Genomic DNA, 25,444 nt, shown 5'->3' on the forward strand with positions numbered 1-25,444 from the left:
GGAAAATGACGAGCGCCGAAATGGGCAAGGCGAAGAGCGGCTCGCTCTATGCGCCGCGCAAGGCGATCTATCCGAAAGACGTGGAGGGAAAGTTCCGCCGCATCAAATGGGGGCTGCTCGCCTTCACTCTGGCGGTCTATTACCTCCTGCCTTTCGTGCGCTGGGATCGCGGCCCAGATGCGCCTGCCCAAGCGGTGCTCGTCGATTTCCCGCATCGGCGCTTCTATTTCTTCTTCATCGAGATCTGGCCGCAGGAGGTCTATTACCTCACCGGCCTGCTGATCCTCGCCGCGCTCATTCTGTTTCTGATGAACGCGCTGGCCGGGCGCGTGTGGTGCGGCTATCTCTGTCCGCAGACCGTGTGGACCGATCTCTACCTCGCCGCGGAGCGCTGGATAGAAGGCGACGCGCGCGAGCGCGCCCGCAAGGACGCTGGACCGCGCACGGCAAAAATCTGGCGCGAGAAGATCGCCAAACATGCGCTATGGCTCACCATCGCCTGGTGGACCGGCGGCGCCTGGGTGCTCTATTTCGCCGATGCGCCGACGCTCGTCTATGCGCTCGCGACCTTCCAGCCGGGAATTTCCGAGGCCTATATTTGGATCGGCATTCTCACCTTCACCACTTACATGCTCGCCGGCCATATGCGCGAGCAGATCTGCCTCTATATGTGCCCCTGGCCGCGCATACAGGCCGCCCTCACCGACGAATATGCGCTGAACGTCACCTATCGCGACGACCGCGGCGAGCCGCGCATGTCACTGAAGCAGGCGAGCGCGCTGCGCCTCGCCGGCGCGCCGGCCGGCGATTGCGTCGATTGCGGGCAATGCGTCGCCGTCTGCCCGACGGGAGTCGATATTCGCAACGGCGCCTCGCTCGGCTGCGTGCAATGCGGCCTGTGCATAGACGCTTGCGATGCTGTCATGACGAAGATCGGCCGCTCGCCGCGGCTCATCGCCTATGACACGCAGATGAATTGCGAGCGCCGACGCAAGGGCGAGGCGCCGATCTACAAGCCGCTGCGCGCCCGCACCATCATCTATGCGGCCCTCATTCTGGCGATCGGCGGGCTCATGTCGGCAAAGCTCGCGACGCGCGACGATTCGCGCCTCTCGGTGCTGCACGATCGCAATCCGCTCGCCGTCACACTCAAAGACGGCAGCATTCGCAACGCCTATACGATCCGCTTCGCCAATATGAGCGGCGAGCCGCGCCGCTTCCTGCTGGAGACGAGCGGGATCGACGGCGTCGAAGTGGAGATCGTCGGCGTCGAGCCGGACGCGCAGGGCCGCATGATCGTCGGCGTCGGCCCGGATCAGACGCGCGAGGCGCGCGCGCTCGTCACTCTGCGCGGCGGCCATAGGGCCAAAGGACAGACGCCGATCCTCTTCACCTCCGAGGATGTGGAGAGCGGCGCGTCGGTCACGATGAGAGACGTTTTCGTCATACCGTGAGGAGAAGCCCATGTCGCAGACCCATCTCATGCGCTCGCCGCCGCAGCGCCGCCTCGGCGGCGCGGAAGTTCTCGCGCTGCTCGTCTTCTTTTTCGGCGTCGTCGCCACGGTCAACGCCGTGATGGTCTATGCCGCCGTCTCCACCTTCCGCGGCGAGGACACCAGCCGCGCCTATGAGAAAGGCCTCGCCTATAATCTCGACATCGCCGGCGCGCGCGAGCAGAGCGCGCGCGACTGGAAGGTCGAAGCGACGATTCTGCGCCGCGGCGGGTGGGAGAATCTCGTCTCCGTCACACTGCGCGATCGCAATGGCGCGCTGAAGGGGCTGAAGCTCGCCGCGGAAATCCGCGCGCCGGTCGACGGCCGCAAGGATGTCGCTGTCGATCTCGCCGAGACCGCGCCCGGCCGCTACGAGGCGCCGATCGCCATCGAGTCTGGCTGGCGCGATCTCGTGCTGATCGCCTCGCGCGACGGCCGCGAGATGTTCCGCTCCAAGAGCCGCATCCGCATCGATTGAGCTTTCGCAATGACGATGGACGTCGATTTTTCCGCATTGGCGACACAGGGCCCGGACGGCGCGCGGCGCCTCGAGCTGGCGCTGGACGGCATGACCTGCGCCGCCTGCATTTTCGAGATAGAGGCGGCGCTGAAAGCCCTTCCCGACATCATCGCGGCGCGCGTCAATTACGCCGATCGCCGCCTGTCGCTCGAGTGGACGGCGCCGACATTCGACTTCGCCGCCGTGGCGGAGCGGCTGCGGCGCATGGGCTATGCGGCGCGGCCTTTCGAGCGCGAGAGCCGCGAGCAGGAGGAGCGCGAGACATCGCGGCGCCTGCTGCGCTGCCTCGCCGTCGCCGCTTTCGCCAGCGTGAATGTGATGCTGCTCTCCGAGGCCGTCTGGCTCGGCGGCGACATGGACGCGTCGACGCGCGACTTCTTCCATGGCGTCTCCGCGCTCATCGCTCTGCCGGCCGCCGCCTTCGCCGGCCAGCCCTTCTTTACCAGCGCTTTCGCCGCGCTGCGCGCACGGCGCCTGAATGTCGATGTGCCGATCGCGCTCGGCGTGCTGCTGTCGCTGGCGATGTCGGTCTATGAGACGCTTACCCACGCGCCGCACGCCTATTTCGATTCGGCGACGATGCTGCTCGCCTTCCTGCTGCTCGCGCGCTATCTCGATCACGCCATGCGCCGCAAGACGCGCGCCGTCGCCGCCAATCTCGCCGCTCTGCGCGCGCCTGTCGCCCTCCGCCTCGGCGTGGACGGCGCGCAGAGCTATGTTCCGCTCGCGGCGCTCGCGCCGGGCGATCTCGTGCTGGCGCGGCCGGGCGAGCGCATCCCTGCGGATGGCGTCGTCGTCAGCGGCGAAGCGAGCCTCGACGAAAGCGTCGTCACCGGCGAGACGCGCCGGCGAAAAGTCGCCGCGGGCGACGCCGTCTATGCGGGCGCCATGGATTTCGACGGCGCGCTGACGATAAAAGTCGAAGCCGCGGCCGGCGGCTCGCTCATCGACGAGATCGAGCGGCTCGTGGACAAGGCGACGGCGGCGCGCTCGCGCTATATGCGTCTCGCCGATCGGGTCTCGCGCCTCTATGCGCCGCTCGTGCATCTCGCCGCGCTCTGCACGGCGCTCGCCTGGCTCGCGGCCGGCGCCTCGCTGCATGATGCGCTGGCGACCGCGATCGCCGTGCTCATCGTCACCTGCCCCTGCGCGCTGGCGCTGGCCGTGCCGGCTGTGCAGGTGGCGGCGAGCGGCGCGCTGTTTCGCGCCGGCGTGCTGCTCAACTCCGCGGATGCGCTGGAGCGCCTCGCCGAGATCGACACGGTCGTTTTTGACAAGACCGGCACGCTGACGACGCCGGAGCCGCGCGTCGTCAATGCGCAGGAGATCGAGCCGGCCTTGCTCGCGCTCGCCGCGCGGCTCGCTCATTCGAGCCGCCATCCGCTCGCTCGCGCGGTCGCATGCGAATTTCCGCGCGCCGCGGTGATCGAGGGCGCGCGCGAGGAGCAAGGCTCGGGCGTCGTGGCCATTGTCGACGGCGTCGAGGCGCGTCTCGGCGATGCGCGCTTTTGCGGGCTAGAGCGCGACTGTGCGGCGCGCGGGGAGGCATCCGTCATCGCCTTCCGCCATGGCGAGCGCACCGCGGCGCTCATCGTACAGCAGAGCTTGCGTCGCGACGCGCGCGAGACAATAGAAGCGCTCGCGGATCGCGGCTTGCGCGTCATCATATTGTCCGGCGATCGCGTGGCGCCGGCGGAGGCTGTGGCGCGCATGCTCGGCGTCGCGGAGTGGCGCGGCGCGATGAAGCCTGCCGATAAGGTGGCGCGTCTCGAGGCGCTGCGCGCGCAGGGGCGCAAAGTGCTGATGATCGGCGATGGGATCAATGATGCGCCGGCGCTCGCCGCCGCGCATGTGTCGCTGTCGCCGATCGACGCTGCGGAGATCGCGCAGGCGGCGGCCGACGCCGTCTTCCTCGGCGAAGGCCTCGCGCCCATTGTGACGACGATCGACGCGGCGCGACGGGCGCGCGCGCTGATGCGCCAGAATCTCGCGCTCTCGCTTCTCTACAACATGATCGCCGCGCCGCTGGCCATGGCGGGACTGCTGACGCCGCTCATCGCCGCCATCGCAATGTCGAGCTCGTCGCTCATCGTCACGCTCAACGCTTTGCGCGCGGGCGGCGAGACGAAGCGCGAGACGTCGACGCCGCCGACGCAGCAGAGAGAGGCCGCCGCATGACTGTCCTTCTGTTTCTCGTTCCGCTCGCTCTGCTGCTCGGCGCGCTCGGCCTCGCGGCTTTCGTGTGGTCGCTGAACACGGGTCAATATGAAGATCTCGAAGGCGCCGCCGCGCGCGCGCTCTCCGACGATGATCTGAAGGACGCGCAGTCATGAGTCTCGAATTCGATCCGCTGATCGCGCGTCCGAGCGAGACGCTCTGCGTCTGCCCACGCATGGGCGTGCGCGATGGCGTTTCCGAGACGTCCGCGACGCGGCGACTGGCGCTCGGCTTCGGCCTTTCCGTGCTGGCGCAGGCGCTGGTTCTCTCGCAATTGCCGGAGGCCGCGCGGCTCATCGCGCCCAGCGCCGAGCGCATCGGCTGGCCGCTCGCGCTGTTGCTCGTCGGCGCGGCGCTCGCGTCTTTTCCGGCGGCGCTGCTCGTCGATAGTTTCGGCCGCCGCGCCGCCTTCGCGCTCGGCGCCAGCCTCGGCGTCGCTGGTGGCTTGGTCGGCGCATTCGCGATGACGCATGGACATTTTCCGGCGCTCTGCCTCGCCGCGCTATGGCTCGGGCTCGCGCAGGGCTTCGGCCTCTTCTATCGCCATATTGCAGCGCTGGGCTCCGCGACCAGCGGCGGGGTGGGCGTGCTGGCCGGCGGCGCGCTAGCGGCTTTGGCGGCGCCGCCCGTCGTCTTTCTGACGGAGATCGCGGGCGGCGGGGCGGCGACATTGCTCTGCGCGGCGCTGCTGCAGGCGCTCGCGCTCGCTCTGGCGGTGCGTCTGCCGCATGGTTTCGCAGAGATGAACGAAGACCTAGGACGATGGGGTGAAGGACGCTCGCACGCCGAGGAGCCGTCGCGGGCGGCGTCTCGAAGGAGGACTTACCCCTTCAGCTTGCGTTTCGCTCTGCTGACGATCGCCTGCGCCGCGGCTTGGGCGGTGATGGCGGCGGCCATGTTGCGCGGGCCGCTGTCGCTCGCTTTATGCGGAGCCGCGCAGAGCTTCGTCGGCGGGGCGATGGCCTGGCATCTCCTGGCCATGTATGGCCCGGCCGCGCTGGTCGCGCGCTGGCCCGCTGTCTTCCCGCCGCTGCCGAGCCTTTGCGCCGGGCTCGTCCTGCTCGGGGGAGCTTTCGTCCTGCTCCGCCTTTCGGCCTCGCCGGCCCTGCTCGCGGCGGCGATGGCGGCGATCGGCGCATCCTGGTCCCTCGCCAATATAGGCGCGCTGCGCCTGCTGCATGAGACGGGACCGCTCGCCCGCGAGAAGGGAGCGCTCTCCCGCGCGGCGCTGGCGCTGCACGACCTCTGCCTGCTGGGCGCGGCGGCGGCCGGCGCATTGGCCTTCTGACCTGGGCCTTCTGACCTGATTTCGCCGCAAGATTTTCGCAATCTGCGGGAAACGGCGTAGACTCTCCCTCCGGGCGAGGCTGCGCCCGAGCGCTCGCGCGCTAGATGCCCCGCGAGGAACCGAAAAAATGAGCTTCTGGCGCAAGAGACAGGGCAATGGCCGAGACGACGTCTCGCCGATGCTGGAGCGGCTGGTGCGGCGCTCCTTGGCGGCACTCGCCATGGAGAGGCTGTCGCGCGTCGCCGCTGGGCTCGCCACTCTCCTCCTCTGTTTTCTCGCGGTCTCCTTTTTTGGCCTCTGGCTGGAGATCGGCGCGACGGGCCGCGCGCTCGGCGTCGGCGGCTTCGCTCTCGCGGCGCTGTGGATCGTCGGACGCGGGCTGCTCGCGCGGGCGCCGCGGCGGCGGGACGCTCTGGCGCGGCTCGACGCGGCCCCCGGCGCGCGGCATCGGCCGGCGGCCTCGCTCGAGGACACGCTCGCCGGCGAGGCGCCCGATCCCGCGACGCGCACGCTCTGGGCGCTGCATCGCAGCCGGCTCGAGCGAAAGCTCGCAGCGCTCGAGGTGGCGCCGCCGGACCCCGGCCTGCCGCAGCGTGATCCCTTCGCCCTGCGCGCCGCGGCGCTGGTCGCCGCCGTGGCCGCGGCTTTCGTCGCCGGACCGGATCGCGAGGCGCGGCTGTTCTCGGCCTTCGACTGGGAGAGCGGTCCCGCCTCCGCTTCCGGCGCGCGGGTCGACGCCTGGTTCGATCCGCCCGCCTATACCGGCCGTCCGCCCATCGTGCTGCCGCAAAAGGCCGAGGGGCCCTGGGCGCAGGTGTCGGTTCCGGTCAACGCCATTCTCGTCGTGCGCAGCTTCGGCGCGCGCGGCGCGGCGACGGCGAGCGGCGGCCTCGCGCCGATCGAGGGCGGCAAGCAGCGGCAGGCGAGCGGCGAGGCCGAGGAGCGCTTCAGGCTCACCGGCGACGCCGCGCTGGCGCTGCGCGGAGCCGGAGAGTTCCGCATTCAGGCGATCCCAGACCGCGCGCCGACGATCGAGATCACGCAGCCGCCGCGCAACAACGCGCGCGGCACCATGACGCTCGGCTTGCGCACCGACGATGATTACGGCGTCGTCTCGGCGGAGGCGGTGGCGGCTCTGCCCGCGGGCGCCCGGCCGAGCCGCTCGCTCTATCCGCCGCCGCGGCTCGCTCTGCCCGTGCCGCCGACGCGCGGCGGCCTCGGCGAGACCAAGGCGACGCTCGACTTCTCCGATCACCCCTGGGCCGGGGCGCGCGTCGCGCTGACGCTGGTCGCCCATGACGAAGGCGGCAATGAGGGCTTCTCCACGCCGCTCGACGTCACTTTGCCGGAGCGGCGCTTCGCCAAGCCGTTCGCCCGCGCCCTCGCCGAGCAGCGCCGCAATCTGGCGCTCGACCCGGATCGTCACGCCCGCGTGCTGACGGCGCTCGAGGCGCTGTCGCTGGGCGCGGCGCTGTTCGAGACGCCCTCGTCCATCTTCCTCGGCCTCGACGCCGCCAAGAGCCGGCTGGCGTCGGCGCGCGACGACGCCGATCTGCGCGAGGTCGCCGATCTCCTCTGGGCCATGGCGCTCTCGCTCGAGGAGGGCGACGTCTCGCAGGCCGAGCGCGATCTGCGCGCGGCGCAGAGAGAGCTGCGCGAGGCGCTGGCGCGCGGCGCCAGCGAGGAGGAGATCGCCAAGCTGACGCAGGACATGCGCGCGGCGCTGGAGAATTTCCTGAACGGCCTCGGCCAGAAGAACGGCAAGAACGCCGAGCGCTCCGGGCCGGAGCCGGGTGATCAGCGCGTGCTGACCGAGGACGATCTGCAATCCATGCTGAGCGAGATCGAGAAGGCCGAGCGCGCCGGGGATTTTGCAGAGGCGCAAAGGCTGCTCGACGATCTGCAGGACGTGCTCGAGAATCTGCGCCCGGCGCAGGCCGGCCGCGCCGACCCCCGCGCGCGGGAAATGTCGCGCGCGCTGGAGGAGATCGACAAGCTCACGCGCGAGGAGCAGCAATTGCGCGACGAGACCAATCGCGGCCAGCAGGGTGGGAGCCAGCAGGGCGGCGGCCAGCAGCGCGGCGGCAAGGGCCAGTCCTCCGCCTCCGACGAGACGCGGGCGCGGCAGAAGGCGCTGCGCGATCGGCTGGAGCGCGAGCAGGACCGGCTGCGCCGCTCCGGCGAGGCCTCGCCCGATCTCGCCGACGCCGACAAGGCGATGAAGGAGGCCGAAAAGGCGCTCGGCCCCGGCGGCGAGGGAGCCGGCCGCGCGGTGGACGCGCAGGGCCGCGCGCTACAAGCGCTGCGACGCGGCGCGGACCAGCTCGCCTCGCGCATGCAGGGCGAAGGGGAGGAAGGCGAAGGCCAGGCGGGCCGGGCCGGCCGCCGCGCCGGAATGCGCCCCGGCGAGGGCGCCGATCCGCTCGGCCGCCCGACAGGACGCCAGCGCGGCCAAGAGGCCGGCGCCCGCTATGACCCGCTGGGCCTGCCGCCGGCGGTGCGCGCCCGCCGCGTGCAGGAGGAGTTGCGCCGCCGCCTCGGCCAGCCAGAGCGCCCGGCCGAGGAGCTGGATTATTTCGAGCGGCTGTTGCGGCGGTGAGGGGTTTGCGTTGCGCGTAGAAGGGGACTTCGAGCGCAGCGGGCGCTCGGAAGGCATGCGACCTGTGGCCTCCCGATAGGGAAGGGGAGGATCGCCCGTAGTGCCTTGGTTGCGCCATGAGCGGACCTTCGGCAAGGCTCCCTGACCTGCTAATCAAAGCCTTTGAGCTATTGAAATGCGAGTTTCCCAAGCCACGTTAGTCACTTCGGCTTAGTCAGAACTAATCCCTGGGAACATCTCCACAATGCTGCAGATCAGCACCGGAAAATTCTTCGATCACGAAGCGTATGAAACGCCGAGGCGTGCGATATATTACACTAACTACCGGACTTTGCGGGACGAGAGAATCGAAACCCAAGTAGGCTCGCTCCAATCTGTCGTTGGTATACATGGACTTGGAGTGCTTACCTGTGAAATCATTGAACGCATCGAGAGGCTGCGAGGTGGGCCGTATCCCGGCGAATTGATCGCAACAGGCGGCGACACGCTGATCAATGATTTTGCAGCCATCGTTTCCTTCACCCTGAACATCACTTGCACGACCGATATCGAACTTGCATGCCGCCTAGTGGCGAATGAGCGGCCTAGTCTTGGCGCAGACTTAGTGCCTCAAAAATACATTCCTCGAATGTTTGACGATGCCGTGAACGCGCAGTCGGGAGATGCCGACCACCTCCAACGTTTTGTGGTCGACCTCATGGCGCTGGACCGCAAAAGCTATGAAGGAGCGATGCGGGCTATTCGGCGCTATGTCATCGGCGCTCATCGTATCTCGGACGACGTGAATCTGGCCTATGCGCTCTTCGTTATGTCGATAGAATCCCTAGCGCAGAAATTCGATAGCTTTGAGCCTGTGTGGGACGATTACGATCAGAACAAGCGGCGACGTATTGACGAAGCACTTGAAGGGGCCCCCGAAGCCACCGCAGACAAAGTCCGGGCTGCTGTCCTCGCCAACGAGCATGTGGCCATTGCACAACGATTCCGCGAGTTTGCCCTTGCCCGCGTGGGGCCGAGCTTCTTCCGTGAGGAGGCAGAGAGTGCTGTCAACGCCATCAGTCGCCCTGATCTTTCAATTGCGCTCCGGCAGGCTTATTCGATCCGCTCAAGCTACGTGCATCATCTCAAGGATATTCCGAGCCTACTCGTCGGGATTGATGGTTTCCATGAGACGATAATGATCGATGGACAGCCGACCTTGACATTTGCCGGTCTGGCCCGTGTGGCACGTCACGTGATCAAGACATTTGTGGCGCGAGCGCCGAAAACGGAATCGGAAGAGTTCGACTGGAGAAAGGATTTGCCGGGGAAACTGACCATGCAGCTGGCATCCAACTATTGGATTAGCAATCCTCAAGGTTTCGATACAACCACCGCGCAGCAATATCTCGCTGCTTTCATCGGACAGGTTGTCGGGCTCTTATTGGAGCCGTCAGCAAAGATAACGGACGTCCGGCCTGTGCTGGAGAAGGTTGAAGCTCTCGTGCCAAGTTTGGCAAAACCGGCCCAGCGCTTACCCATGCTGGCCCTTTATTTTCTCTTCAACGCCTTCGCACCCGAGGATTCCCGTAGCGCGGGCTACCCGAATCTTATCGAGACCTACAAAAGTGATTTTGACGCGCCTTCAATCATAAGTCTGGCAGCGCATTTGGTCACGGGTCAATATCCCGGCTGGACGTTGCCGGAAATGGAAGAGCTTCACGAGCGTTACTTCCGTGAGCGCCACCACGCCAACACATTGAAGCTTGGACCGGTACTCGAAGCAGCTTACACATTGCTACTGGCGGAGCAAAACCGAATAGCGGGGCAATCAACCCGTGCGCAGGAACTTATAGCCTTTGCTGTTGAAATTTGCCCTAAGCACGCAGGCCTGCGGAGCTTTGAGGTGTCCACTGAGTCAGACGATTGTCCGGCTGCGATCGACTGGCAGGCAATTTTACTACCGGCGGGGACGGCGCCCAGCTAAGCGTTTGTGGAGCTTTATTGGTGCGTGGCTCGATGCCTATCGGCGCAAGCGCCTTGGGAAGGTCCGCATCGGGTCACGACGGAAATTCACCGCGCCCCCTTCCCCGCTTGCCCATCGCCCCACGCTCCATTAGTCATGAAACCGCAATAGAGCGAGCGCCTCCGGGAGGAGCGGCCCCATGATGTCCAGTTGGTCCAACATCGCCGTCATGGGCGCGGTCGTCGCCGTCGCCTTGGTCGTCGTGCTCGGCCTCGGCAATGTGCTGCGCGGCGGCGATGGCAATCTCTCGCAAAAGCTCATGCGCTGGCGCGTGGGCTTGCAATTTTGCGCCCTGCTGCTGATCCTGGCGATCCTCGCCTTTCGTCATTAGAGGCGCCGCCGTCACTCGAAGAACCGCCACTGGAAGAGCCGCCGATGGTCCGTCTCGACAAAATCTACACGCGCGGCGGCGACGCCGGCGCCACTTCCCTCGTCGGCGGCGAGCGCCGGCGCAAGGACGATCTGCGCGTCGAGGCCTATGGCGCCGTGGACGAGACCAATGCGACCATTGGCCTCGCGCGCCTCGTCACGGCCTCCGACGCCGCGCTCGACGCCATGCTGGCGCGCATACAGAACGACCTCTTCGACCTCGGCGCGGAATTGGCGACGCCGCTCAAGCCCGGCGAGACGCTGCCGGAGACCAGCCTCGCCATCGTGCAGTCGCAGGTCGATCGGCTGGAGCGCGAGATCGACGAGCTCAACGCCGACCTCGCGCCGCTCAAATCCTTCGTGCTGCCGGGCGGAACGCCGGCCGCCGCGCATCTCCATCTCGCCCGCACGGTGAGCCGCCGCGCCGAGCGCGTGATGGTGGCGCTCGCCGAGGCGCCGGACGAGGCCGTCGGCGCCACGGCGCTGCGCTATGTCAATCGCCTCTCGGATTTCCTCTTCGTCGCCGCGCGCTACGCCAACGGCAAGGCCGGCGACGTGCTGTGGACGCCGGGCGCGACGCGCTGACGGCTCAGCGCTTCGCCTTGCCCTCGAGCCAGCTCGCGAGCTTCATATCGTCCAGCGCGCCGATCACCGTCTGCGTCCCGCCATTGGCCGCCACCAGAGCCGTGAAGGGCATTTCGCCCTGCCAATGGCGGTCGACCTCGAAATAGAGCCGCTCGACGAAACGATCGGCGAAGGCGAAATTGGCGGCCTGCCGCAGCCCCGCCTTCTCCATGCGGGCCTCGGCGCGACGGCGGTCGCTCTCGGGATCGGCGTTGACGAAGACGAAATCGACGCCCGGCGTCTCGCGCGCGAGCCTGCCCCAATCGGCGAGCTCGGCGACGCAGATCGCGCAGGTCACCGACCAGAAATGCACGATGAGCGGACGGCCCGCATGAGCCTTGCGGATGCTGTCGAAAGAGCCGCGCTGGAAGGGCGCGATCTCGTGAGCCGAAGCGGTCTGCGCCGAAGCGGCCTGAGCCCGGGCGGAGGACCCCCGAGACAGTTGCCCGGCGAATAGCGCCGCGGCGCAGGCGGCGAACAGCGCATGTCTCATCCTCGCGCGCATGACCTCTCCTGGTTCTGCCGCTCTTTTCCAACACATAGCGGAAATCGGCCGCGGAGGCGAGCGTTGCGGGCGCGGCCGCCGCGGCGAGCCGATTGCTCCTGTCGCATTGTGTTGTTAAGGCTTGGACGAGCGGCGCGCGGGGACGCCGCCGACCAACCGACCGGCCTCCATGTCCGAATCAGCCGACCTCTCCACCGACCAGGCGGCCCGCAAGGCCGCGGCCGCAAAGGCCTCGATCGCCGCCAGCGCCGTGCTGACGCTGGCCAAACTCGCCGCGGGCCTCGCCTCCGGCTCGCTGGCGCTGATCTCGGAGGCCGGCCATTCGGCCGCCGACGTCGCCGCCACAGTGCTCACTTATGTCGCCGTGCGCCAGGCCGAGAAGCCGGCCGACGAGAAGCACCATTATGGCCATGGCAAGGTCGAATCGCTCGCCGCGCTGATCGAGACCGGATTCCTCTTCGGCCTCGCGCTCGTCATCGCGGGCCAAGCCACGCAACGGCTCGGCGAGCCGGATGTCGAGATCGACGCCGGCTGGCCCGTCTTCGCCGTGCTCGCGCTCTCCATCGTCGTCGATTTCGTGCGCGCGCGGCGGCTCGGCGCCGTCGCCGAGGAGACGCAGAGCGACGCGCTCGCCGCCGACGCGCTGCATTTCTCCAGCGATCTCGTCTCCTCTGCGCTGGTGATCCTCGGCCTCGCCGCCACGCGCGCCGGCTTCGCGCAGGGCGACGCGCTGGCGGCCTTCGGCGTCGCCCTCTTCATCGCCGTCGCCGGCTACAGGCTCGGCCGCCGCACGGTGGCGACGCTGCTCGACGCCGCGCCGCAGGAGCTGGTGCCGCAGATCCAGGAGATATTGCGCGCCTCGCCCGGCGTCATCGCGGTGGAGAGCCTGCGTCTGCGCACCGCCGGACCGAAGGTGATGGGCGAGGCGGTCATCGGCGTCGCGCGGACGCTGCCGCTGGAGCGCGCCGCCCGCATCAAGGAAGAGGCCAACGCCGCGATCACGCGCGCCATCCCCGGCGCGCAGATCGCGCTCGCCACACATCCGATCGCGGTCGACGACGAGACAGTGCTCGAGCGCATCCTGCTCGTCGCCGCCCGGCGCCGCATACAGGTGCATCACGTCATCGCGCAATTGGTCGGCGAGCGCCTCTCCATCACGCTCGATCTCGAGCTCGACGGCGGCATGACGCATGGACGCGCGCATGCGATCGCCTCCGACCTCGAGCAGGCGATCCGCGAGGAGTTCGGCGAAGCGGTCGAGATCGACACGCATATAGAGCCCTCCGAGCCGCAGCTGCTGACCGGCCAGGACGCCGAGCCGCAAGCGCGCCGCGCCATCGCCGACGCGCTCGCGCGTCACGCCGAAGCGGGCGGAAAGATCACCCATATCCACGATGTCCGCGCGCGCGAGACGGCGGAGGGACTCGTCGTCAATTATCATTGCTGCGTCGATCCGGAGCTCTCCGTCGACCTCACTCACGCCGCCGTCGACGAAGTGGAGCGCGCGATGCGCGGCGAATTTCCGAACATCCTGCGAATTGCGGGACATGCGGAAATAAACGACCATTCGTGACCGCGCAGAGGGCTTTCGCGCGGGCGCGGCATATTGTCTTTTGGGGCGAATACCGTTATCCGTATCCCGGAATAATGGAATGAATTTTTCGAGGCCGCGATCATGTCGAACGTCACGGGCAAAACCTATGGAATGAACGTCATTACGCCGATGAAGCCGTGGCGGACGTGGTTCAATCGATTCAGCTTCATGATTTCCCGGTCGATTCCGACCTCCCTCGGCGGACTGCTCGGCCTCTCCTTCATCCATTTCGCGCGCTGGGCCATCGTCAAGCGCGACCAATGGCCCGATCTCGGCCAGGGCAAGCAGAAGCTTTCCAACGACTATCTGCTGTTCTGCAGCAATTTCAACGGCACCTGGGATCAATATATCGACGCCTTCGCCGACGGCCTGCCCAACGGCCTCGACCTGCTCTGGTTCACGAGCACGAAATATCCGCATTCCGTGCCGATCACGCCGTTCAAGAATTACATTCGCGCCAATCAGATCGACACGAATTATTATTACAATTCCGTTCCCGGCGCCGCCCAGCCCGACGTCAAAGCGGCGCTGCGCGTGCGGCGCGCGCTGCTCACGCTCGCCCAGAGCCACGCCTCCGCGACGCCGCAGCAGTTCCGCGAGCTCTATGTGCGCCAGCTCGTCGCGGTGCAGAACGATCTCGGCTACCAAGGCCATGCGCCGGTCGCCAGCAATGACACCGAAAACGCCGAGATCAACCGCGACGACTATCTGGGCTTCGCCGGCGGACTCGCAGCGGCGCCCCGCTGACACCTAAGCTCGACGACAGAATTCTCGATTCAAGAGGCCGTCATGCCGACCTTCGATAGCGGAGCCTATTTCCTCACGGCGCTCATTCCGATCGGCACGACGCCGATCACCGATGACGGCGTCCCGACCTCGCCCGTGCATGCGCTGCGCAAGCGGCTCTCGCTGCTGCCGCGCGGCGAGCACAGCCCCTTCACACGCAGCCCGCGCAATCATTTCGCCCGTTTCGTCGTCATCGACGACATCGCCTATAATGGGCGCGAGCAGCCCAACACGCTGCTCGTCGCGGCCGGCCCGGCGCTGTCGATCGACCAGAAATACAAGGACATGCTCAATCCGGTGATCGCGCAGCCGCAAGATCACCTCTCCTGTCCCTTCCTGTTCTTCTCCTCGGATTTCGACGCGGCGAGCGGCGCCGACTCCGAACGCGACACTTATCTTCGCGAGCTGTGGACGCGGTCGGAAGCCGAGCTGAAGGAGGTCTTCAAATATTGCCTCGGCTTCGAGGCCCGCGTCACCGACGCCGCGAGCTTTTCCAAATATATCGCCGACTGCCAGATCGAGACGACGATGCCGTTCCACGATTATTGGCTCGACGGCGTGCCGGCGGACCAGTTGCCGAACGTGTCGCTGCAAAAGCTCGGCCTCACGGCGTTGGGGATTTTGGCGGTCGTCGCTCTGCTCGTCTATTTCTGGCTGCTGCCGAATTTCCTGCAGGGCGTCCTCGGCGCGCTGATCGCGCTGCTCGCGGGCGTCGCGGGCGCCGGCTTCTCGATCTATTACTATATCCTCGACTTCGGCAAGAAACCCTTCCCCGCGGCGCCGAACTCCACTCTGCCGGAGGTTCTGAAGGCGCTCTATCTGCGTCGCGAATTCACGCGCTTCGCCATCGACCGGCAATTCGACGCGGCGGCCGAGGACGACGCCTCGGCGCAGCGCCTCTACGACTCTTTCAAATCTTTCATCGACGCCAACAAGCCGGACGACGTCGCAGAGCCGACGCAAAAGGCCGGGGCCATCGGAATCTAGGGGCGGAAAATGTCAGTCGTTCTCGACCTCGCGGATATTCAGGGCAATATTCTCGAAGCCTATCCCAGGCAGGGTTATTTCAAGGGCCGCACCATATTGCTGACCATCGGCGGCGACGCGGAAACGACTCCCGCCGCCAACGGCCGTCACTTCGTGACGCAGCTGCTTCCGCGCGTCACTTCGGCGCTGCAGAGCAACGACGCCAACGACGCGTCCAAGCCGCCGGCGATCGCGGTCAATATCGCCTTCACCTTCTATGGCCTGCTCGCGCTCGCCGTGCCGACGCGCACGCTGCGCGGCTTGCCAGACGAATTCATCGACGGCATGGCCAAGCGCGCGCGCATGCTCGGCGACGATTTCTCCGGCCCGAAATGGCAGTCGAAATGGGACAAGGTCTGGCAGCCGGCGACGCCGGAGAAAGCGGTCCACATCCTCATCGTTCTCAATCAGCACTATACGGCGAGCCTCGCCGATCTCGACGCCGCGACGGAGGCGATCGTCGCCCTCGCGGCGCAACATCATGTGAGCGTGGTCGGCGGCCATAATCCGCCGGACCATACGAACCAGCCGCTCTATCAGGACCTCACCGCCCTGTTCGACGCGCAGGGCCGGCCGACGCCGAAGGAGCATTTCGGCTTCTCCGACGGCATCAGCGATCCGGTGTTCGAGGGGCAATATCCCGCCGCCGAGGAACAGGCGGCGGCGATCGGCCAAGGCGCAGTCGACGGCAATGGCGTCTGGCGCGCGCTGGCGGCCGGTGAATTCCTGCTCGGCTATCCGGACGAAGCGCAGGAGATTCCGGGCTCCGCCATGCCGCTCGCCTTCAGCCGCAACGGCACTTTCCTCGCCTATCGCAAATTGCACGAGAATGTCGCCTCCTGGCGCAAATTCATCGACGATCAGGCCGAGAAATTCGCCGCCGTCCGCGGTCTCGACGATGTGAATGTGGCGCGCGAGACTCTGGTCGCCAAAATGGCCGGCCGCTGGTCGGACGGCGTGCCGCTCGTCAAGGCGAAGGATTTCGCCGCCTGGCAGGCGTTCAACGAGCAATATCCGGAAGGTTCCGCCGAACGCCAGCGCGAGCTCGTCGACTTCACCTATCGCGACGATCCCGACGGCGGCGCCTGCCCGATGACCTCGCATTCGCGCCGCGTCAACACGCGTGACGCGCTCGACCCATGGCTCGCGGCCGGCCAGCCCAAGCAGGCGGCGGGCTCCGTGCTCAACAATCGCCGCCGCATCCTGCGTCGCGGCCTGCCCTATGGCTCCTCCGGCCCCGACACGACGGACGCCGACGAGCATGGCATCGTCATGCTCGTCGTCTGCTCGAGCTTGGCGCGCCAGTTCGAATTCGTGCAGCAGCAATGGATTCATTACGGCGTCGACGCGCGCGCGGGCAATGACACCTGCCCGATCGTCGGCAATCATTCGCAGGGCGCCGACACGCCGGACGATTATGCGCGCGATCGCAATGGGCCCAAGGCGAAATTCGTGGTGCCGTCCGACCCGGCGTCGGGCAAGCCGCCTTACATCGCCGATGGCCTGCCGCAATTCGTGGAGACGCGCGGCGGCGAATATTTCTTCGTGCCGAGCCTCACCGCTCTGCGCATGATCGGCATGGGCACGGTCGATCCGACCTGAGCCCGCGAGCAGGAAGAAGACAATGACCTTGTTGAAGACCATCTTCGCCGCTCTGCGCGCCTATGCGCTGACGCTCATCGACGCGGTCGTCGCCTTCTTTTCCCTGATCGCGGTGACGGCGCGCGCGCTCGCCACTGGCAAGGGAACGCTGAAGGAGCGTCTGGTCGGCGCGCTCACTCTGCCGAGCTCGCTGATCAAAATATCCGCCGTCTTCCGCGCCGTGCTGCCCAATTTCGTGATCAGCAAGCAGCTGATCACCAGCTATGAGAACAATGGCACGGCCTTCGTCTTGCGCGCCTCGGATGTGATCGAGGTGCTCGACCGCGAGGAGGATTTCGCCGTCGTCTACGAGCCGAAGATGCGCGCCATCACTGGGGGCCCCAATTTCTTCCTCGGCATGCAGAATACGGCGCAATATCAGCACGACACATCGCTGATGAAGCTGGCCATGCGCCGCGACGACGTCGAGGCGGTGGTGACGCCGCTCGCCCGCGCCCGCGCCGAGGCCTATGCGAGCGCCTTTCCGACGCGCATAGACGTGCCGCAGGAGCTGACGCTGCGCGTCCCTTCCGCCATAGTCGCCGATTATTTCGGCGTGTCGGCGCAGGCCGAGGCGGACGCCATCCAATGGGCGACCAATCTGTTCTGGTGGCTGTTCGTCGATCTGAAGGGCGATCCGGCGATCGAGACCAGGGCGCTGATGGCGGCCGCGAATCTGCGCGCGGCCATTGACGCGGCCATTGTCGCGCGCAAGGCGAGCGGCGAGAAGAAGGACGATGTGCTCGGCCGCGCGCTGGAGCTGCAGAAGGGCGCGCCGGAATTCGACGATCTCGCCATTCGTAATAATCTCATCGGCCTCGTCATCGGCGCGATCCCGACCATTTCCAAAGCCTCTGTGCAGGCGCTCGACCAATTGCTCGACCGGCCCGAGGCGCTGGCCGGCGCGCAGGCGGCGGCGCAGGCCGGCGACGAGGCGCTGCTCGGCGCCTATCTCTTCGAGGCGCTGCGCTTCAATCCGGTCAATCCCGTCATCTATCGCCGCGCCAATCGCACGACGGTGATCGCCGCCAACACCTTCCGCGCCCGCAAAATTCCGGAAGGCGCCATGGTGCTGGCCGCCAATCTCTCGGCCATGTTCGATCCGCTGAAGATCGAGAGGCCGAACGAGTTCCGCGTCGATCGTCCCTGGGGCGAGTATATTTTGTGGGGCTACGGCCTGCACACCTGCTTCGGCGCCTATATCAATCGCGCGGTGATTCCGGCCATTCTGCTCCCCGTGCTGGCGCGGCCTAAGCTGCGCCGCGCGGCCGGCTCGGCCGGCCAAATCGATGGCGGCGGCACCCCCTTCCCGCAGCATTTCGTGGTAGAAAGCGACTGAGCCCCCGCCGCAGCTCTCCCGGCGGCGCCGCCTCGAGCCGAAGGGAAACCCATTGTCCGACGCCAATTCCGATATAGACGCGCTGCCCTTCGAAAAGGCGATCCAGGAGCTCGAGGAGATCGTCGGCAAGCTCGAGAAAGCCAGCGTCTCGCTCGACGATTCGGTGAAGCTCTATGAGCGCGGCGAGGCGCTGAAGAAGCGCTGCGACACGCTGCTGCGCGAGGCCGAGGCCCGCATAGAGAAGATCACGCTCGGCGCCGACGGCGCGGCCAAGGGAACCGCGCCGCTCGACGTGGAGTGAGAGCCTTTTCCCAGCTTTCCGCACTCTCGTCGGATCGCGAGCCTGCAGGGCTCGCTCGAGAGCGCCTCACTTGCGGATCGACACCTTGCGGCCGTCGCGAATATCGACGGGCGGGTCGATGGCGACGGTCTCGTCGCCCGTGAGACCCTGCTCCACATCGACATTCGTGCCGAAGTCACGGGCGATGACGATCTTGGCGACACGCACGACATCGTCCTTGTCGATCACCGCGACGCGCGGCCCGTCCGCCCCGAAGAGCAGCGCCTGCGCCGGCACATTGACGAGCGGCCGCGGCCGCGGAAGTTCCAGCACCACGCGCACGAACATTCCCGGCCGCAATTCGCCGGTCGGATTGGGCACGTCGACCTCGGTGAGCAGCGTGCGCGAGGCCGAGGCGAGCGAGTTGGCGTTGCGCGCGATGCGCCCCTTGAAGACCTTGCCCGGCATTTCCGGCGCCACCACCTTGGACTCGAGCCCGTCGACGAGGCCCGCCGCCTCCGACTGCGGCACCGAGACCTGCACACGCAGAATATCGTCGCGCGCCATGGAGAAGAGCGGCGTGCCGCTATTGGCGTCGGCGCTGACGAGATCGCCGACCTCTATGTTGCGCGCCGTCACCACGCCCTTGAACGGCGCCGTCACATCCTTGAAGCCGACGAGCTGCTTCAGCCGATCGACATTGGCCTGCGCGGCGGCGATATTGGCTTGCGCCACCTCGACGCCCGCCTGCGCCGATTGGAGATTGGCCGTCTGCGTCTCGACATTGGCGGCGTTGATGTCGTTGTTCTGCTTGCTCTCGTAATTGTTTTTGACGAGCTGCGAGCTGCGGCCGAAGGTCAGCTTGGCGAGGTTCAGATTGGCCTTGGTCTGCTCCACCTGCGCCTTGGATTGCAGCAGCTGCGCCTTGTTGAGCGCGAGCTGCGCCTGCGCCTGCGCATATTGCTGGTCGAGATCGGGCGCGGAAATGCGGACCAGAAGATCGCCCTGCTTCACCTTGCTGCCGATATCGACGCGGCGCTCGGCGATATAGCCCGTCGCGCGCGCGAAGAGACGCGCCTGCTCCCAGGCGAGCGTCTGGCCGGGCAGCTCTATATGCACGGGGCCGGCGATTTTGGTGACTTTGGTGGCGCGCAGGCTGAGCGGCGCATTGGCCTGCTCCTGCTGAAAGACCTGCGCGTCATGCTCCTGCGCCGCATGGCGGCGCATGCCGATCAGCAGCACGATGGCGAGCAGAGCGAGCAGAATGAGGAAAGGCAGCTTTCTCAGACGCGGCGGCGGCGCCTCGCGCACGCCCACTCCAGTCGAAGCGAATCCGCGTCCCTGCGGCTGCGACATCTCGGTCATAGATAATCCCTCAGAGGCTTCACATCCGCGCGCCGCAGAATCGAGTAGAGGAAGGGCACGAAGAGCAAGGTCGAACAGGTGCCGAAGGCGATGCCGCCCATCACCGCGCGCGCCAGCGCGGCGTTCTGCTCGGCGCCGTCGCCGAGCGCGAGCGACATCGGCAGAAGGCCGACGAACATCGCCGCCGCCGTCATGATGACGGGCCGAATGCGCGTCATCCCGGCCTCGATCGCCGCCTCCTCGGCGGAGACGCCGGTCGCCTCGCGATGCTCGCGCGCGAAGGTGACGAGCAGGATGGAATTGGCCGAGGCGACGCCGACCGACATGATGGCGCCCATCAGCGACGGAATGGAGAAGGTCGTGCCGGTCACGAAGAGCGCGAAGACGATGCCGCAGAAGGCGATCGGCAGAGCGAGAATGACGACGAAAGGATCGCCCCAGCTCTGGAAGTTCACCACCATCAGCAGATAGACGAACACCATGGACGCGACGAGGCCGAGGCCGATGCGCGCGAACGCCTGGTTCTTGCTCTCGATCTGGCCGCGGATGACGATGTAGTTGCCGGGCTTCAACTCCGGCTCGATCTCCGCGATCGCCTTGCGCAAGTCTCGCTCGACGCCGCCGAGATCGCGATCCTGAACATTGGCGTAGACGTCATAGGTCGGCTGCGTGTTGGAATGGGTGGCGACGGTCTGCTCCACGCCGCGCGTCCATTGCGCGACATTGGTCAAGAGATCGACCTGCGCCGAGGCGGCGCCGGTCAGATCGGAGACCGGCGTGTTGGCGAAGGCGTTGAGCGAGGCGATGCGATATTCCGGCGTCTGCACCGCCACCTGATAGGGAATGCCCGTGACCGGGTCCGACCAGAAATTGGGCGTCACCTGGAAGGAGGAGGAGAGCGATATATTCACATTATTGGCGATCTGCTGGACGCTGACGCCGAGCTGCTGGCCCTTCCAGCGATCTATGTCGACGAAAAACTCCGGCGCGTCGAGAATCTGATGAATATGCGCGTCGACGACGCCGCGCACCTCTTTGACGCGATCCAAGAGCTTGCGCACGATGATCTTATTGCCGGGCGCGTCGCGGCCGACGATGCGCACCGCGATCGGCGCGGGAAGGCCGAAGTTCAGGATCTGCGTGACGATGTCGGCCGGCTGGAAATAGAAGACCGAATCGGGGAAGCGCTGCGGCAGGATCTCGCGCAGCCGCCGCATATAGACGGCCGTCGGCGCATGCCCATGGGCGAGCGAGACCATGATCTGCCCGTCATTGTAGCCGACCGTCGTGCCGTCCGAGAAAGCGTAATTATAGGTGATCTGCGGCAGGCCGATATTGTCGATGAGCAGAGCCAGATCATGCGGCGGGATCACCTCGCGGATCGCATCCTCGACCTTTTGGAAGAGACGCTCCGCCTCCTCTATGCGAAGGCCGGAGCGGCCGCGCACATGCAGCGTCATCTGGCCGGCGTCGATCTGCGGATAATAATCCTCGCCGACCGACGCGAACAAAAAGGCGCCGAAGACGAAGACGCCGGCGACGAAGGCGAGCGTGCGCCCCTTGTGGCGCAACACGGCCCCCAGCAGCAGCGCATATTGGCCGCGCATCTTCTCGAAGCCATGTTCGAAGCCGAGCTGGATGCGCGTCAATATCCCGGCAAATCCACGGCCCCGCGCATCGCTCTCGCGCTCGCGGGTCGCGTGATGCTCGTGGATGAGCAGCTGGTCCATCAATATGGGCACCAGCGTTCGCGACAGGAAATAAGAGGTGAGCATGGCGAAGACGACGGCGAGCGCCTGCGGCACGAAGAGAAAGCGCGCGGCGTCGGTGAGGAAGAGCACCGAGACGAAGGCCGCGCAGATCGCGAGCGTCGAGATCAGCGCGGGCTTGGCGATGCCGGCGGCGCCCTCCGCCACCGCATGGCGAAACTCCTTGCCCTCCTCGAACAGGCGATAGGTGTTCTCGATCGCCACAGTGGCGTCGTCCACCAATATGCCCACCGCGAGCGCCATGCCGCCGAGCGTCATGATGTTGATCGTGTGGCCGAGCGCGCTGAGCACGGCGAGCGAGGTCAGGATCGACAGCGGAATGGAGATGATGACGATCAGCGTCGAGCGCCAGGAGCCGAGGAACAGGAGGATCATCAGCGCCGTGAGGCCGGCGGCGATGACGCCCTCGTGCAGCACGTCCGATATGGCGTTGGAGACGAAGACCGACTGATCGAACAATTCGGCGATATTCGTGTCCTTGGGGATCGCCTCGCGCAGCTTGGCGATGCCGGCCTTCACATTCTCGACCACATTGAGCGTCGAGGCGTTGCCATTCTTCAATATGGTCAGCAGCACGGCGCGCGAGCCGTCGACGCGCACGATATTCTGCTGCGGCGGGCTGCCGTCGCGCACTTGCGCCACGTCGCGGATCAACAGCGGCGCGCCATCGGCCACGCGGATCGGAATGCTGTTGAGCGTCGATAGCGCGTCGGGCGTCGAGTTGAGGCGCACGACATATTGCAGATCGCCGAATTTCACCAGGCCCGAAGGCACCACCAGATTGCCGGCGGTGATGGCGTTGACGATATCGAGCGGCGTCAGGCCGCGCGCCTGCAGCGTCGCCGTGTCGAGATCGACCATGATTTGGCGCTGCTTGCCGCCCCAGGGCGTCGGCAGCGTCACGCCGGGCGTCGTGGTCAGTTGCTGGCGCACGCGATAGAGACCCATGTCGTAGAGCTGCTGCTCGCTCAGGCTCTTGCTGGAGAGAGCGAGCTGAATGACCGGCACTTGCGAGGCCGAATAGCGCACCACCGTCGGCGGATTGATGCCGGGCGGCATCAAGGCGCGGATGGAATTCATCGCCGAGACGACCTGCGCGATGGCGAGCTCTATGTTCACATCAGGCTGGAAATAGATTTTCATCACCGCGACGCCTTGCAGCGTCTGGCTCTCCAAATTGCGAATGCCGTTGACGTTGTTGCTCGTGGAGAGCTCGGCGTAAGTGGTGACGCGGCTCTCCATCTCGGCGGTGGAGAGGCCCGTATAGGTCCAGATGACCGTCACGACCGGAATATCGACGTTGGGAAATACGTCCTTGGGCGTCGAGACGATCGCCGCCCCGCCGAGGAAGGTCATCAAAATGGCCAGGACGTAGAACGTCAGCCGAAACTTGAGCGCATATTTGACGAGTTCCATGGCCGTCTTCCACTCTCACTCGGGTGCGGGCGCCGCCGTCCGCATCGCTCTCGCCCTTGTTCCTACGATCGCCGCCGCTCAGCCGCTCAGCCGGTCGCGCTCCTCGCCTTCGCCTTCTTCGCGGAACAGCTCATCTTCTCGAGAAGATTGGCGCGCGCCGTCTCCAGCACGCGCATCAACGCCGCCCGATCCTCGTCGCTGACGCCGGCGAGCGCCTCCTGGCGCGTCGCCTCGGAGATGGGAGCGATGGCCTCGACGACGGGCCAGGCCGCATCGGTCAGAAACAGCAGCCAGACGCGCCGGTCGGTCTCATGCGGTCGCCGCTCGACGAGGCCGAGGGCCTGCAGCCGGTCGATCGTGCGGCCGAGCGTGATCGGCTCCAGATCGAGCATTTCGGCGAGCACGCACTGGCTGACGCCCTCATTGCGCGACAGATAGGCCAGTGCCTGCGTCTGCGCGCGCGTCAGGCCCAATTCGCGGGCGTTCTGCTCGAAGCGCTTGCGCATCAGCCGCGCCGCATCATGCAACAGGAAGCAGAAAGTCGTCGGCGGCGGCGAAGGCATTATGCATGCTTTCTATAGCGGTGCTTTTGATAAGTGTGCTTATTAAATAGATGCGCCGGGCCGATTTCAAGCCCCCGTCCGAGCCGGATCGCGTCCGCGACGCGGATTTCGGGCCCTATTTAGGATGATTGCATCGGCCGATTGCCGCGCAGCGCGCCGCGCCTAACTTGATTGTGGCAATTTCGCGCCACATCGGCGCGGAACGCATAAAGGGAGGACTGAGGATGAGGCTGCTCTTGGGATGCGCATTCTTGCTGGTCTGCGCGGCTTCGGCCGAGGCGGCGCCGCATGGAACCGCCCGCCAGCGCACGGCCTGCACCGACGACGCCTATAAATTCTGCGAGCGCTATGTGCCCGACGCGGCGGCGGTGGAGAGCTGCCTGAAGGCCAATTTCGGCGGGCTCAGCCGGGCCTGCAAGGCGCAGATTCAGGGGGCCGCGGCCGCCCGCAAGCGCGGCCGCCGTCACTGACGAGGGCGTCTCAGAGCCGCCGCGCGAAGCGGCGGATGTCGATGCCGTTCTGAGCGAGCAGATCGCGCAAGGCCGGCGGGAAATTCACCACGCGGGTGGCGGCGCCGTCATATTGGCAGGCGCTGCGCAGGCTGACGTAATGGCCGTAGATGCGATTGGTTTCCTGATCGCCGATGACCGAACGGGCCTCGCTCAGAAGATAACCGACTTGATCTTCGCTGTATTGTGCCACAAGCTGGCAGCCGACCGCGACCTTTTCGGCGCAGGCGGGAAAAGAGATCAAAGTCGCGATGGCCGCCGTTGCGAGAATCTTCATTCCATTTCCTCGACGTTGCAGGATCAGAGCGACGGTATGTCGCGCAGATAGTCGGAACCGACCGCTTCTCTTTCATGGAGTTTCTTGTCCGAAATTTGTCTAGACCTCGCGGCAGGCGCCGCGAGGCCGCGCCTCCGAGGCCCCGAGCAGATCGCCGCGCGGGCGAGCGAGCGCGAACTGCGCCATTTTCAACGGAATATTTACGCTTAACGCTAATGGTCATGGGCAGATTACCTCGACCTCGGGACGCATCGGCCCGATCGGGATTGTAAAGCCCGCGTGACGTCGGGCCGTTGGAGTTGCGTTATGAGTTTGTCGGTTTCCGGCGATGACCTCCCCTATGTCTCGGGCGGCCCGCTACGGGCGCGCCCGCTCGGCAATCTCGCCGCCTCGCTGATGGGCGTCGCGGCGCTCCTCGTGCTGGCGGGATCGCTCGCCTTCGTCCGCGCGCCGCAGGAGGCGACGACGAGCGTCGCCGCCGCGCCGCCGGCCCTCGTCAAATCGGCCCCCGCGGCTGTCGTCGCTCCCGAGCGCATCGCCGCTTTCCGGCTCGAGGCGCCGGAGATCGACAGGGAGCCGAAGATATCCTTCGATCCGGCGCTTCCCTCGGGCGGCCGCCAGGAGACGCACGCCTTCGGCGCCTTCGACACCGGCAGGCCCTATCTGCGGCTCGATATTCTACAGCCCGCCGGCGAGAAGCTCGGCAATTCCGACTTCTTCCTCGATGTGGCGCGCCACGCCGCCCAGGCCGGCCTCGGCGTCGTCCGCATCGGCCAGCCGACGCCGCTGGTGACTCGCGCCGGAGCCTTCGAGGCCGCCGAGATCAAATTGTCGATGCGCGAAGGCGGCGTCGCCGCCGCCGCGGCGGGCGAGCGCTCCTGCCTCGCCGTGCGGCTGGTGAACGCGAGCCTTTCGATGGAGGTCGCCGGCATCGCCTGCGGCGCCGGCGCAAAGCCGATGGACCGCCGCGCCCTGGGCTGCCTGCTCGACCGCGTCTATTATCAGCCCTCCGGCGAGAACAAGGCGCTGGCCCGCTCCTTCCCCAAGGTCGAAGGATCTGGCCCCAAGGTCGAAGGGTCGGGCTGCCTCGCCGCCGCCCCCGTCGGCGAGGCGGACCCCGCCAAGCAGGCGCCCAAAAAACGCGCGACGCGCCATTGAAGCGGCGCGCTGCTTAGGGGCGGCCCGGCGCATTCGCCGGATCGCTTTCAGCTTTCGTGAGGCGCGCCGCGCGGCGGCCCGTATCGCCAGGCGGCGTGATT

Annotated in this window: 22 protein-coding genes; 17 read left to right on the forward strand and 5 right to left on the reverse strand. The window is 66.4% G+C overall.

Annotated features, from left to right (window positions below; all coding sequences use genetic code 11):
- The first annotated feature begins 5 nt into the window (after positions 1-5).
- The 9 genes from ccoG to AC6IY7_RS05105 all read left to right on the forward strand — a co-directional run bounded on the left by ccoG (position 6) and on the right by AC6IY7_RS05105 (position 11,076).
- A complete protein-coding gene (gene ccoG / locus AC6IY7_RS05065; protein WP_497781987.1) occupies positions 6-1,454 on the forward strand; it encodes a cytochrome c oxidase accessory protein CcoG in 1,449 nt (482 codons plus the stop codon).
- Positions 1,455-1,464: 10 nt separating this feature from the next.
- Complete coding sequence (locus tag AC6IY7_RS05070; RefSeq protein ID WP_497781988.1) at positions 1,465-1,971, forward strand: FixH family protein; 507 nt, start codon at positions 1,465-1,467, stop codon at positions 1,969-1,971.
- Positions 1,972-1,980: 9 nt separating this feature from the next.
- Entirely contained in the window at positions 1,981-4,191 is a 2,211-nt protein-coding gene (locus AC6IY7_RS05075; protein WP_497781989.1) for a heavy metal translocating P-type ATPase, read from the forward strand.
- The gene (gene ccoS / locus AC6IY7_RS05080; RefSeq protein WP_497781990.1) at positions 4,188-4,346 is read left to right on the forward strand and encodes a cbb3-type cytochrome oxidase assembly protein CcoS; all 159 of its coding nucleotides are present in this window, start codon (positions 4,188-4,190) and stop codon (positions 4,344-4,346) included. The genes AC6IY7_RS05075 and ccoS overlap by 4 nt, the downstream gene beginning before the upstream one ends.
- A complete protein-coding gene (locus AC6IY7_RS05085) occupies positions 4,343-5,518 on the forward strand; it encodes an MFS transporter (RefSeq protein ID WP_497781991.1) in 1,176 nt (391 codons plus the stop codon). Before ccoS ends, AC6IY7_RS05085 begins: the two co-directional genes overlap by 4 nt.
- A 127-nt stretch (positions 5,519-5,645) precedes the next feature.
- Positions 5,646-8,117: a TIGR02302 family protein gene (locus AC6IY7_RS05090; protein WP_497781992.1), complete on the forward strand. Its 2,472-nt coding sequence runs from the start codon at positions 5,646-5,648 to the stop codon at positions 8,115-8,117.
- Between the two features lie 244 nt (positions 8,118-8,361).
- Entirely contained in the window at positions 8,362-10,083 is a 1,722-nt protein-coding gene (locus AC6IY7_RS05095; protein WP_497781993.1) for a hypothetical protein, read from the forward strand.
- Between the two features lie 178 nt (positions 10,084-10,261).
- A complete protein-coding gene (locus tag AC6IY7_RS05100; RefSeq protein WP_497781994.1) occupies positions 10,262-10,453 on the forward strand; it encodes a twin transmembrane helix small protein in 192 nt (63 codons plus the stop codon).
- 44 nt (positions 10,454-10,497) lie between these two features.
- Entirely contained in the window at positions 10,498-11,076 is a 579-nt protein-coding gene (locus AC6IY7_RS05105; RefSeq protein ID WP_497781995.1) for a cob(I)yrinic acid a,c-diamide adenosyltransferase, read from the forward strand.
- Positions 11,077-11,080: 4 nt separating this feature from the next.
- Here the strand turns inward: AC6IY7_RS05105 and AC6IY7_RS05110 are convergent, their stop codons facing one another.
- On the reverse strand, positions 11,081-11,620 hold the full coding sequence (locus AC6IY7_RS05110) for a TlpA family protein disulfide reductase (protein WP_497781996.1): 540 nt from the start codon (positions 11,618-11,620) through the stop codon (positions 11,081-11,083).
- A 169-nt stretch (positions 11,621-11,789) separates the two neighbouring features.
- On the opposite strand from AC6IY7_RS05110, the gene AC6IY7_RS05115 reads away from it, so the two are divergent.
- The 6 genes from AC6IY7_RS05115 (at position 11,790) to AC6IY7_RS05140 (ending at position 18,307) form a co-directional block, all read left to right on the forward strand.
- Entirely contained in the window at positions 11,790-13,193 is a 1,404-nt protein-coding gene (locus AC6IY7_RS05115; RefSeq protein WP_497781997.1) for a cation diffusion facilitator family transporter, read from the forward strand.
- A 102-nt stretch (positions 13,194-13,295) separates the two neighbouring features.
- Positions 13,296-13,961: a hypothetical protein gene (locus AC6IY7_RS05120; protein WP_497781998.1), complete on the forward strand. Its 666-nt coding sequence runs from the start codon at positions 13,296-13,298 to the stop codon at positions 13,959-13,961.
- Between the two features lie 42 nt (positions 13,962-14,003).
- Entirely contained in the window at positions 14,004-14,987 is a 984-nt protein-coding gene (locus AC6IY7_RS05125; RefSeq protein ID WP_497781999.1) for a hypothetical protein, read from the forward strand.
- A gap of 9 nt (positions 14,988-14,996) precedes the next feature.
- Positions 14,997-16,628, forward strand: a complete 1,632-nt coding sequence (locus AC6IY7_RS05130) for a Dyp-type peroxidase (protein WP_497782000.1) — start codon at positions 14,997-14,999, stop codon at positions 16,626-16,628.
- A gap of 22 nt (positions 16,629-16,650) precedes the next feature.
- Positions 16,651-18,006 (forward strand): cytochrome P450, encoded by a 1,356-nt coding sequence (locus AC6IY7_RS05135; RefSeq protein WP_497782001.1) that lies wholly within the window; start codon positions 16,651-16,653, stop codon positions 18,004-18,006.
- Positions 18,007-18,058: 52 nt separating this feature from the next.
- Positions 18,059-18,307, forward strand: a complete 249-nt coding sequence (locus tag AC6IY7_RS05140; RefSeq protein WP_497782002.1) for an exodeoxyribonuclease VII small subunit — start codon at positions 18,059-18,061, stop codon at positions 18,305-18,307.
- A 66-nt stretch (positions 18,308-18,373) separates the two neighbouring features.
- Here the strand turns inward: AC6IY7_RS05140 and AC6IY7_RS05145 are convergent, their stop codons facing one another.
- The 3 genes from AC6IY7_RS05145 to AC6IY7_RS05155 form a co-directional block, all read right to left on the reverse strand.
- The gene (locus AC6IY7_RS05145; RefSeq protein WP_497782003.1) at positions 18,374-19,651 is read right to left on the reverse strand and encodes an efflux RND transporter periplasmic adaptor subunit; all 1,278 of its coding nucleotides are present in this window, start codon (positions 19,649-19,651) and stop codon (positions 18,374-18,376) included.
- On the reverse strand, positions 19,648-22,836 hold the full coding sequence (locus AC6IY7_RS05150) for an efflux RND transporter permease subunit (RefSeq protein ID WP_497782004.1): 3,189 nt from the start codon (positions 22,834-22,836) through the stop codon (positions 19,648-19,650). Before AC6IY7_RS05150 ends, AC6IY7_RS05145 begins: the two co-directional genes overlap by 4 nt.
- Positions 22,837-22,922: 86 nt before the next feature.
- Positions 22,923-23,399, reverse strand: a complete 477-nt coding sequence (locus AC6IY7_RS05155) for a MarR family winged helix-turn-helix transcriptional regulator (protein ID WP_497782005.1) — start codon at positions 23,397-23,399, stop codon at positions 22,923-22,925.
- Between the two features lie 224 nt (positions 23,400-23,623).
- On the opposite strand from AC6IY7_RS05155, the gene AC6IY7_RS05160 reads away from it, so the two are divergent.
- On the forward strand, positions 23,624-23,869 hold the full coding sequence (locus tag AC6IY7_RS05160) for a hypothetical protein (protein ID WP_497782006.1): 246 nt from the start codon (positions 23,624-23,626) through the stop codon (positions 23,867-23,869).
- A gap of 10 nt (positions 23,870-23,879) precedes the next feature.
- Here the strand turns inward: AC6IY7_RS05160 and AC6IY7_RS05165 are convergent, their stop codons facing one another.
- Positions 23,880-24,185, reverse strand: a complete 306-nt coding sequence (locus tag AC6IY7_RS05165; RefSeq protein WP_497782007.1) for a hypothetical protein — start codon at positions 24,183-24,185, stop codon at positions 23,880-23,882.
- A 306-nt stretch (positions 24,186-24,491) separates the two neighbouring features.
- Here AC6IY7_RS05165 and AC6IY7_RS05170 point away from each other — a divergent pair, with 306 nt between their 5' ends.
- On the forward strand, positions 24,492-25,343 hold the full coding sequence (locus AC6IY7_RS05170; RefSeq protein WP_497782008.1) for a hypothetical protein: 852 nt from the start codon (positions 24,492-24,494) through the stop codon (positions 25,341-25,343).
- The last annotated feature ends 101 nt before the right edge of the window (positions 25,344-25,444 follow it).

The sequence above is a fragment of the Methylosinus sp. is20ea genome, from assembly GCF_059718135.1.

Bases quoted from the DNA above. Each gene is read 5' to 3' on its own strand.
- ccoG (WP_497781987.1), top strand. From the start codon at position 6: ATGACGAGCGCCGAAATGGGCAAGGCGAAGAGCGGCTCGCTCTATGCG.
- AC6IY7_RS05070 (WP_497781988.1), top strand. From the start codon at position 1,465: ATGTCGCAGACCCATCTCATGCGCTCGCCGCCGCAGCGCCGCCTCGGC.
- AC6IY7_RS05075 (WP_497781989.1), top strand. From the start codon at position 1,981: ATGACGATGGACGTCGATTTTTCCGCATTGGCGACACAGGGCCCGGAC.
- ccoS (WP_497781990.1), top strand. From the start codon at position 4,188: ATGACTGTCCTTCTGTTTCTCGTTCCGCTCGCTCTGCTGCTCGGCGCG.
- AC6IY7_RS05085 (WP_497781991.1), top strand. From the start codon at position 4,343: ATGAGTCTCGAATTCGATCCGCTGATCGCGCGTCCGAGCGAGACGCTC.
- AC6IY7_RS05090 (WP_497781992.1), top strand. From the start codon at position 5,646: ATGAGCTTCTGGCGCAAGAGACAGGGCAATGGCCGAGACGACGTCTCG.
- AC6IY7_RS05095 (WP_497781993.1), top strand. From the start codon at position 8,362: ATGCTGCAGATCAGCACCGGAAAATTCTTCGATCACGAAGCGTATGAA.
- AC6IY7_RS05100 (WP_497781994.1), top strand. From the start codon at position 10,262: ATGATGTCCAGTTGGTCCAACATCGCCGTCATGGGCGCGGTCGTCGCC.
- AC6IY7_RS05105 (WP_497781995.1), top strand. From the start codon at position 10,498: ATGGTCCGTCTCGACAAAATCTACACGCGCGGCGGCGACGCCGGCGCC.
- AC6IY7_RS05110 (WP_497781996.1), bottom strand. From the start codon at position 11,620: ATGCGCGCGAGGATGAGACATGCGCTGTTCGCCGCCTGCGCCGCGGCG.
- AC6IY7_RS05115 (WP_497781997.1), top strand. From the start codon at position 11,790: ATGTCCGAATCAGCCGACCTCTCCACCGACCAGGCGGCCCGCAAGGCC.
- AC6IY7_RS05120 (WP_497781998.1), top strand. From the start codon at position 13,296: ATGTCGAACGTCACGGGCAAAACCTATGGAATGAACGTCATTACGCCG.
- AC6IY7_RS05125 (WP_497781999.1), top strand. From the start codon at position 14,004: ATGCCGACCTTCGATAGCGGAGCCTATTTCCTCACGGCGCTCATTCCG.
- AC6IY7_RS05130 (WP_497782000.1), top strand. From the start codon at position 14,997: ATGTCAGTCGTTCTCGACCTCGCGGATATTCAGGGCAATATTCTCGAA.
- AC6IY7_RS05135 (WP_497782001.1), top strand. From the start codon at position 16,651: ATGACCTTGTTGAAGACCATCTTCGCCGCTCTGCGCGCCTATGCGCTG.
- AC6IY7_RS05145 (WP_497782003.1), bottom strand. From the start codon at position 19,651: ATGACCGAGATGTCGCAGCCGCAGGGACGCGGATTCGCTTCGACTGGA.
- AC6IY7_RS05150 (WP_497782004.1), bottom strand. From the start codon at position 22,836: ATGGAACTCGTCAAATATGCGCTCAAGTTTCGGCTGACGTTCTACGTC.
- AC6IY7_RS05155 (WP_497782005.1), bottom strand. From the start codon at position 23,399: ATGCCTTCGCCGCCGCCGACGACTTTCTGCTTCCTGTTGCATGATGCG.
- AC6IY7_RS05160 (WP_497782006.1), top strand. From the start codon at position 23,624: ATGAGGCTGCTCTTGGGATGCGCATTCTTGCTGGTCTGCGCGGCTTCG.
- AC6IY7_RS05165 (WP_497782007.1), bottom strand. From the start codon at position 24,185: ATGAAGATTCTCGCAACGGCGGCCATCGCGACTTTGATCTCTTTTCCC.
- AC6IY7_RS05170 (WP_497782008.1), top strand. From the start codon at position 24,492: ATGAGTTTGTCGGTTTCCGGCGATGACCTCCCCTATGTCTCGGGCGGC.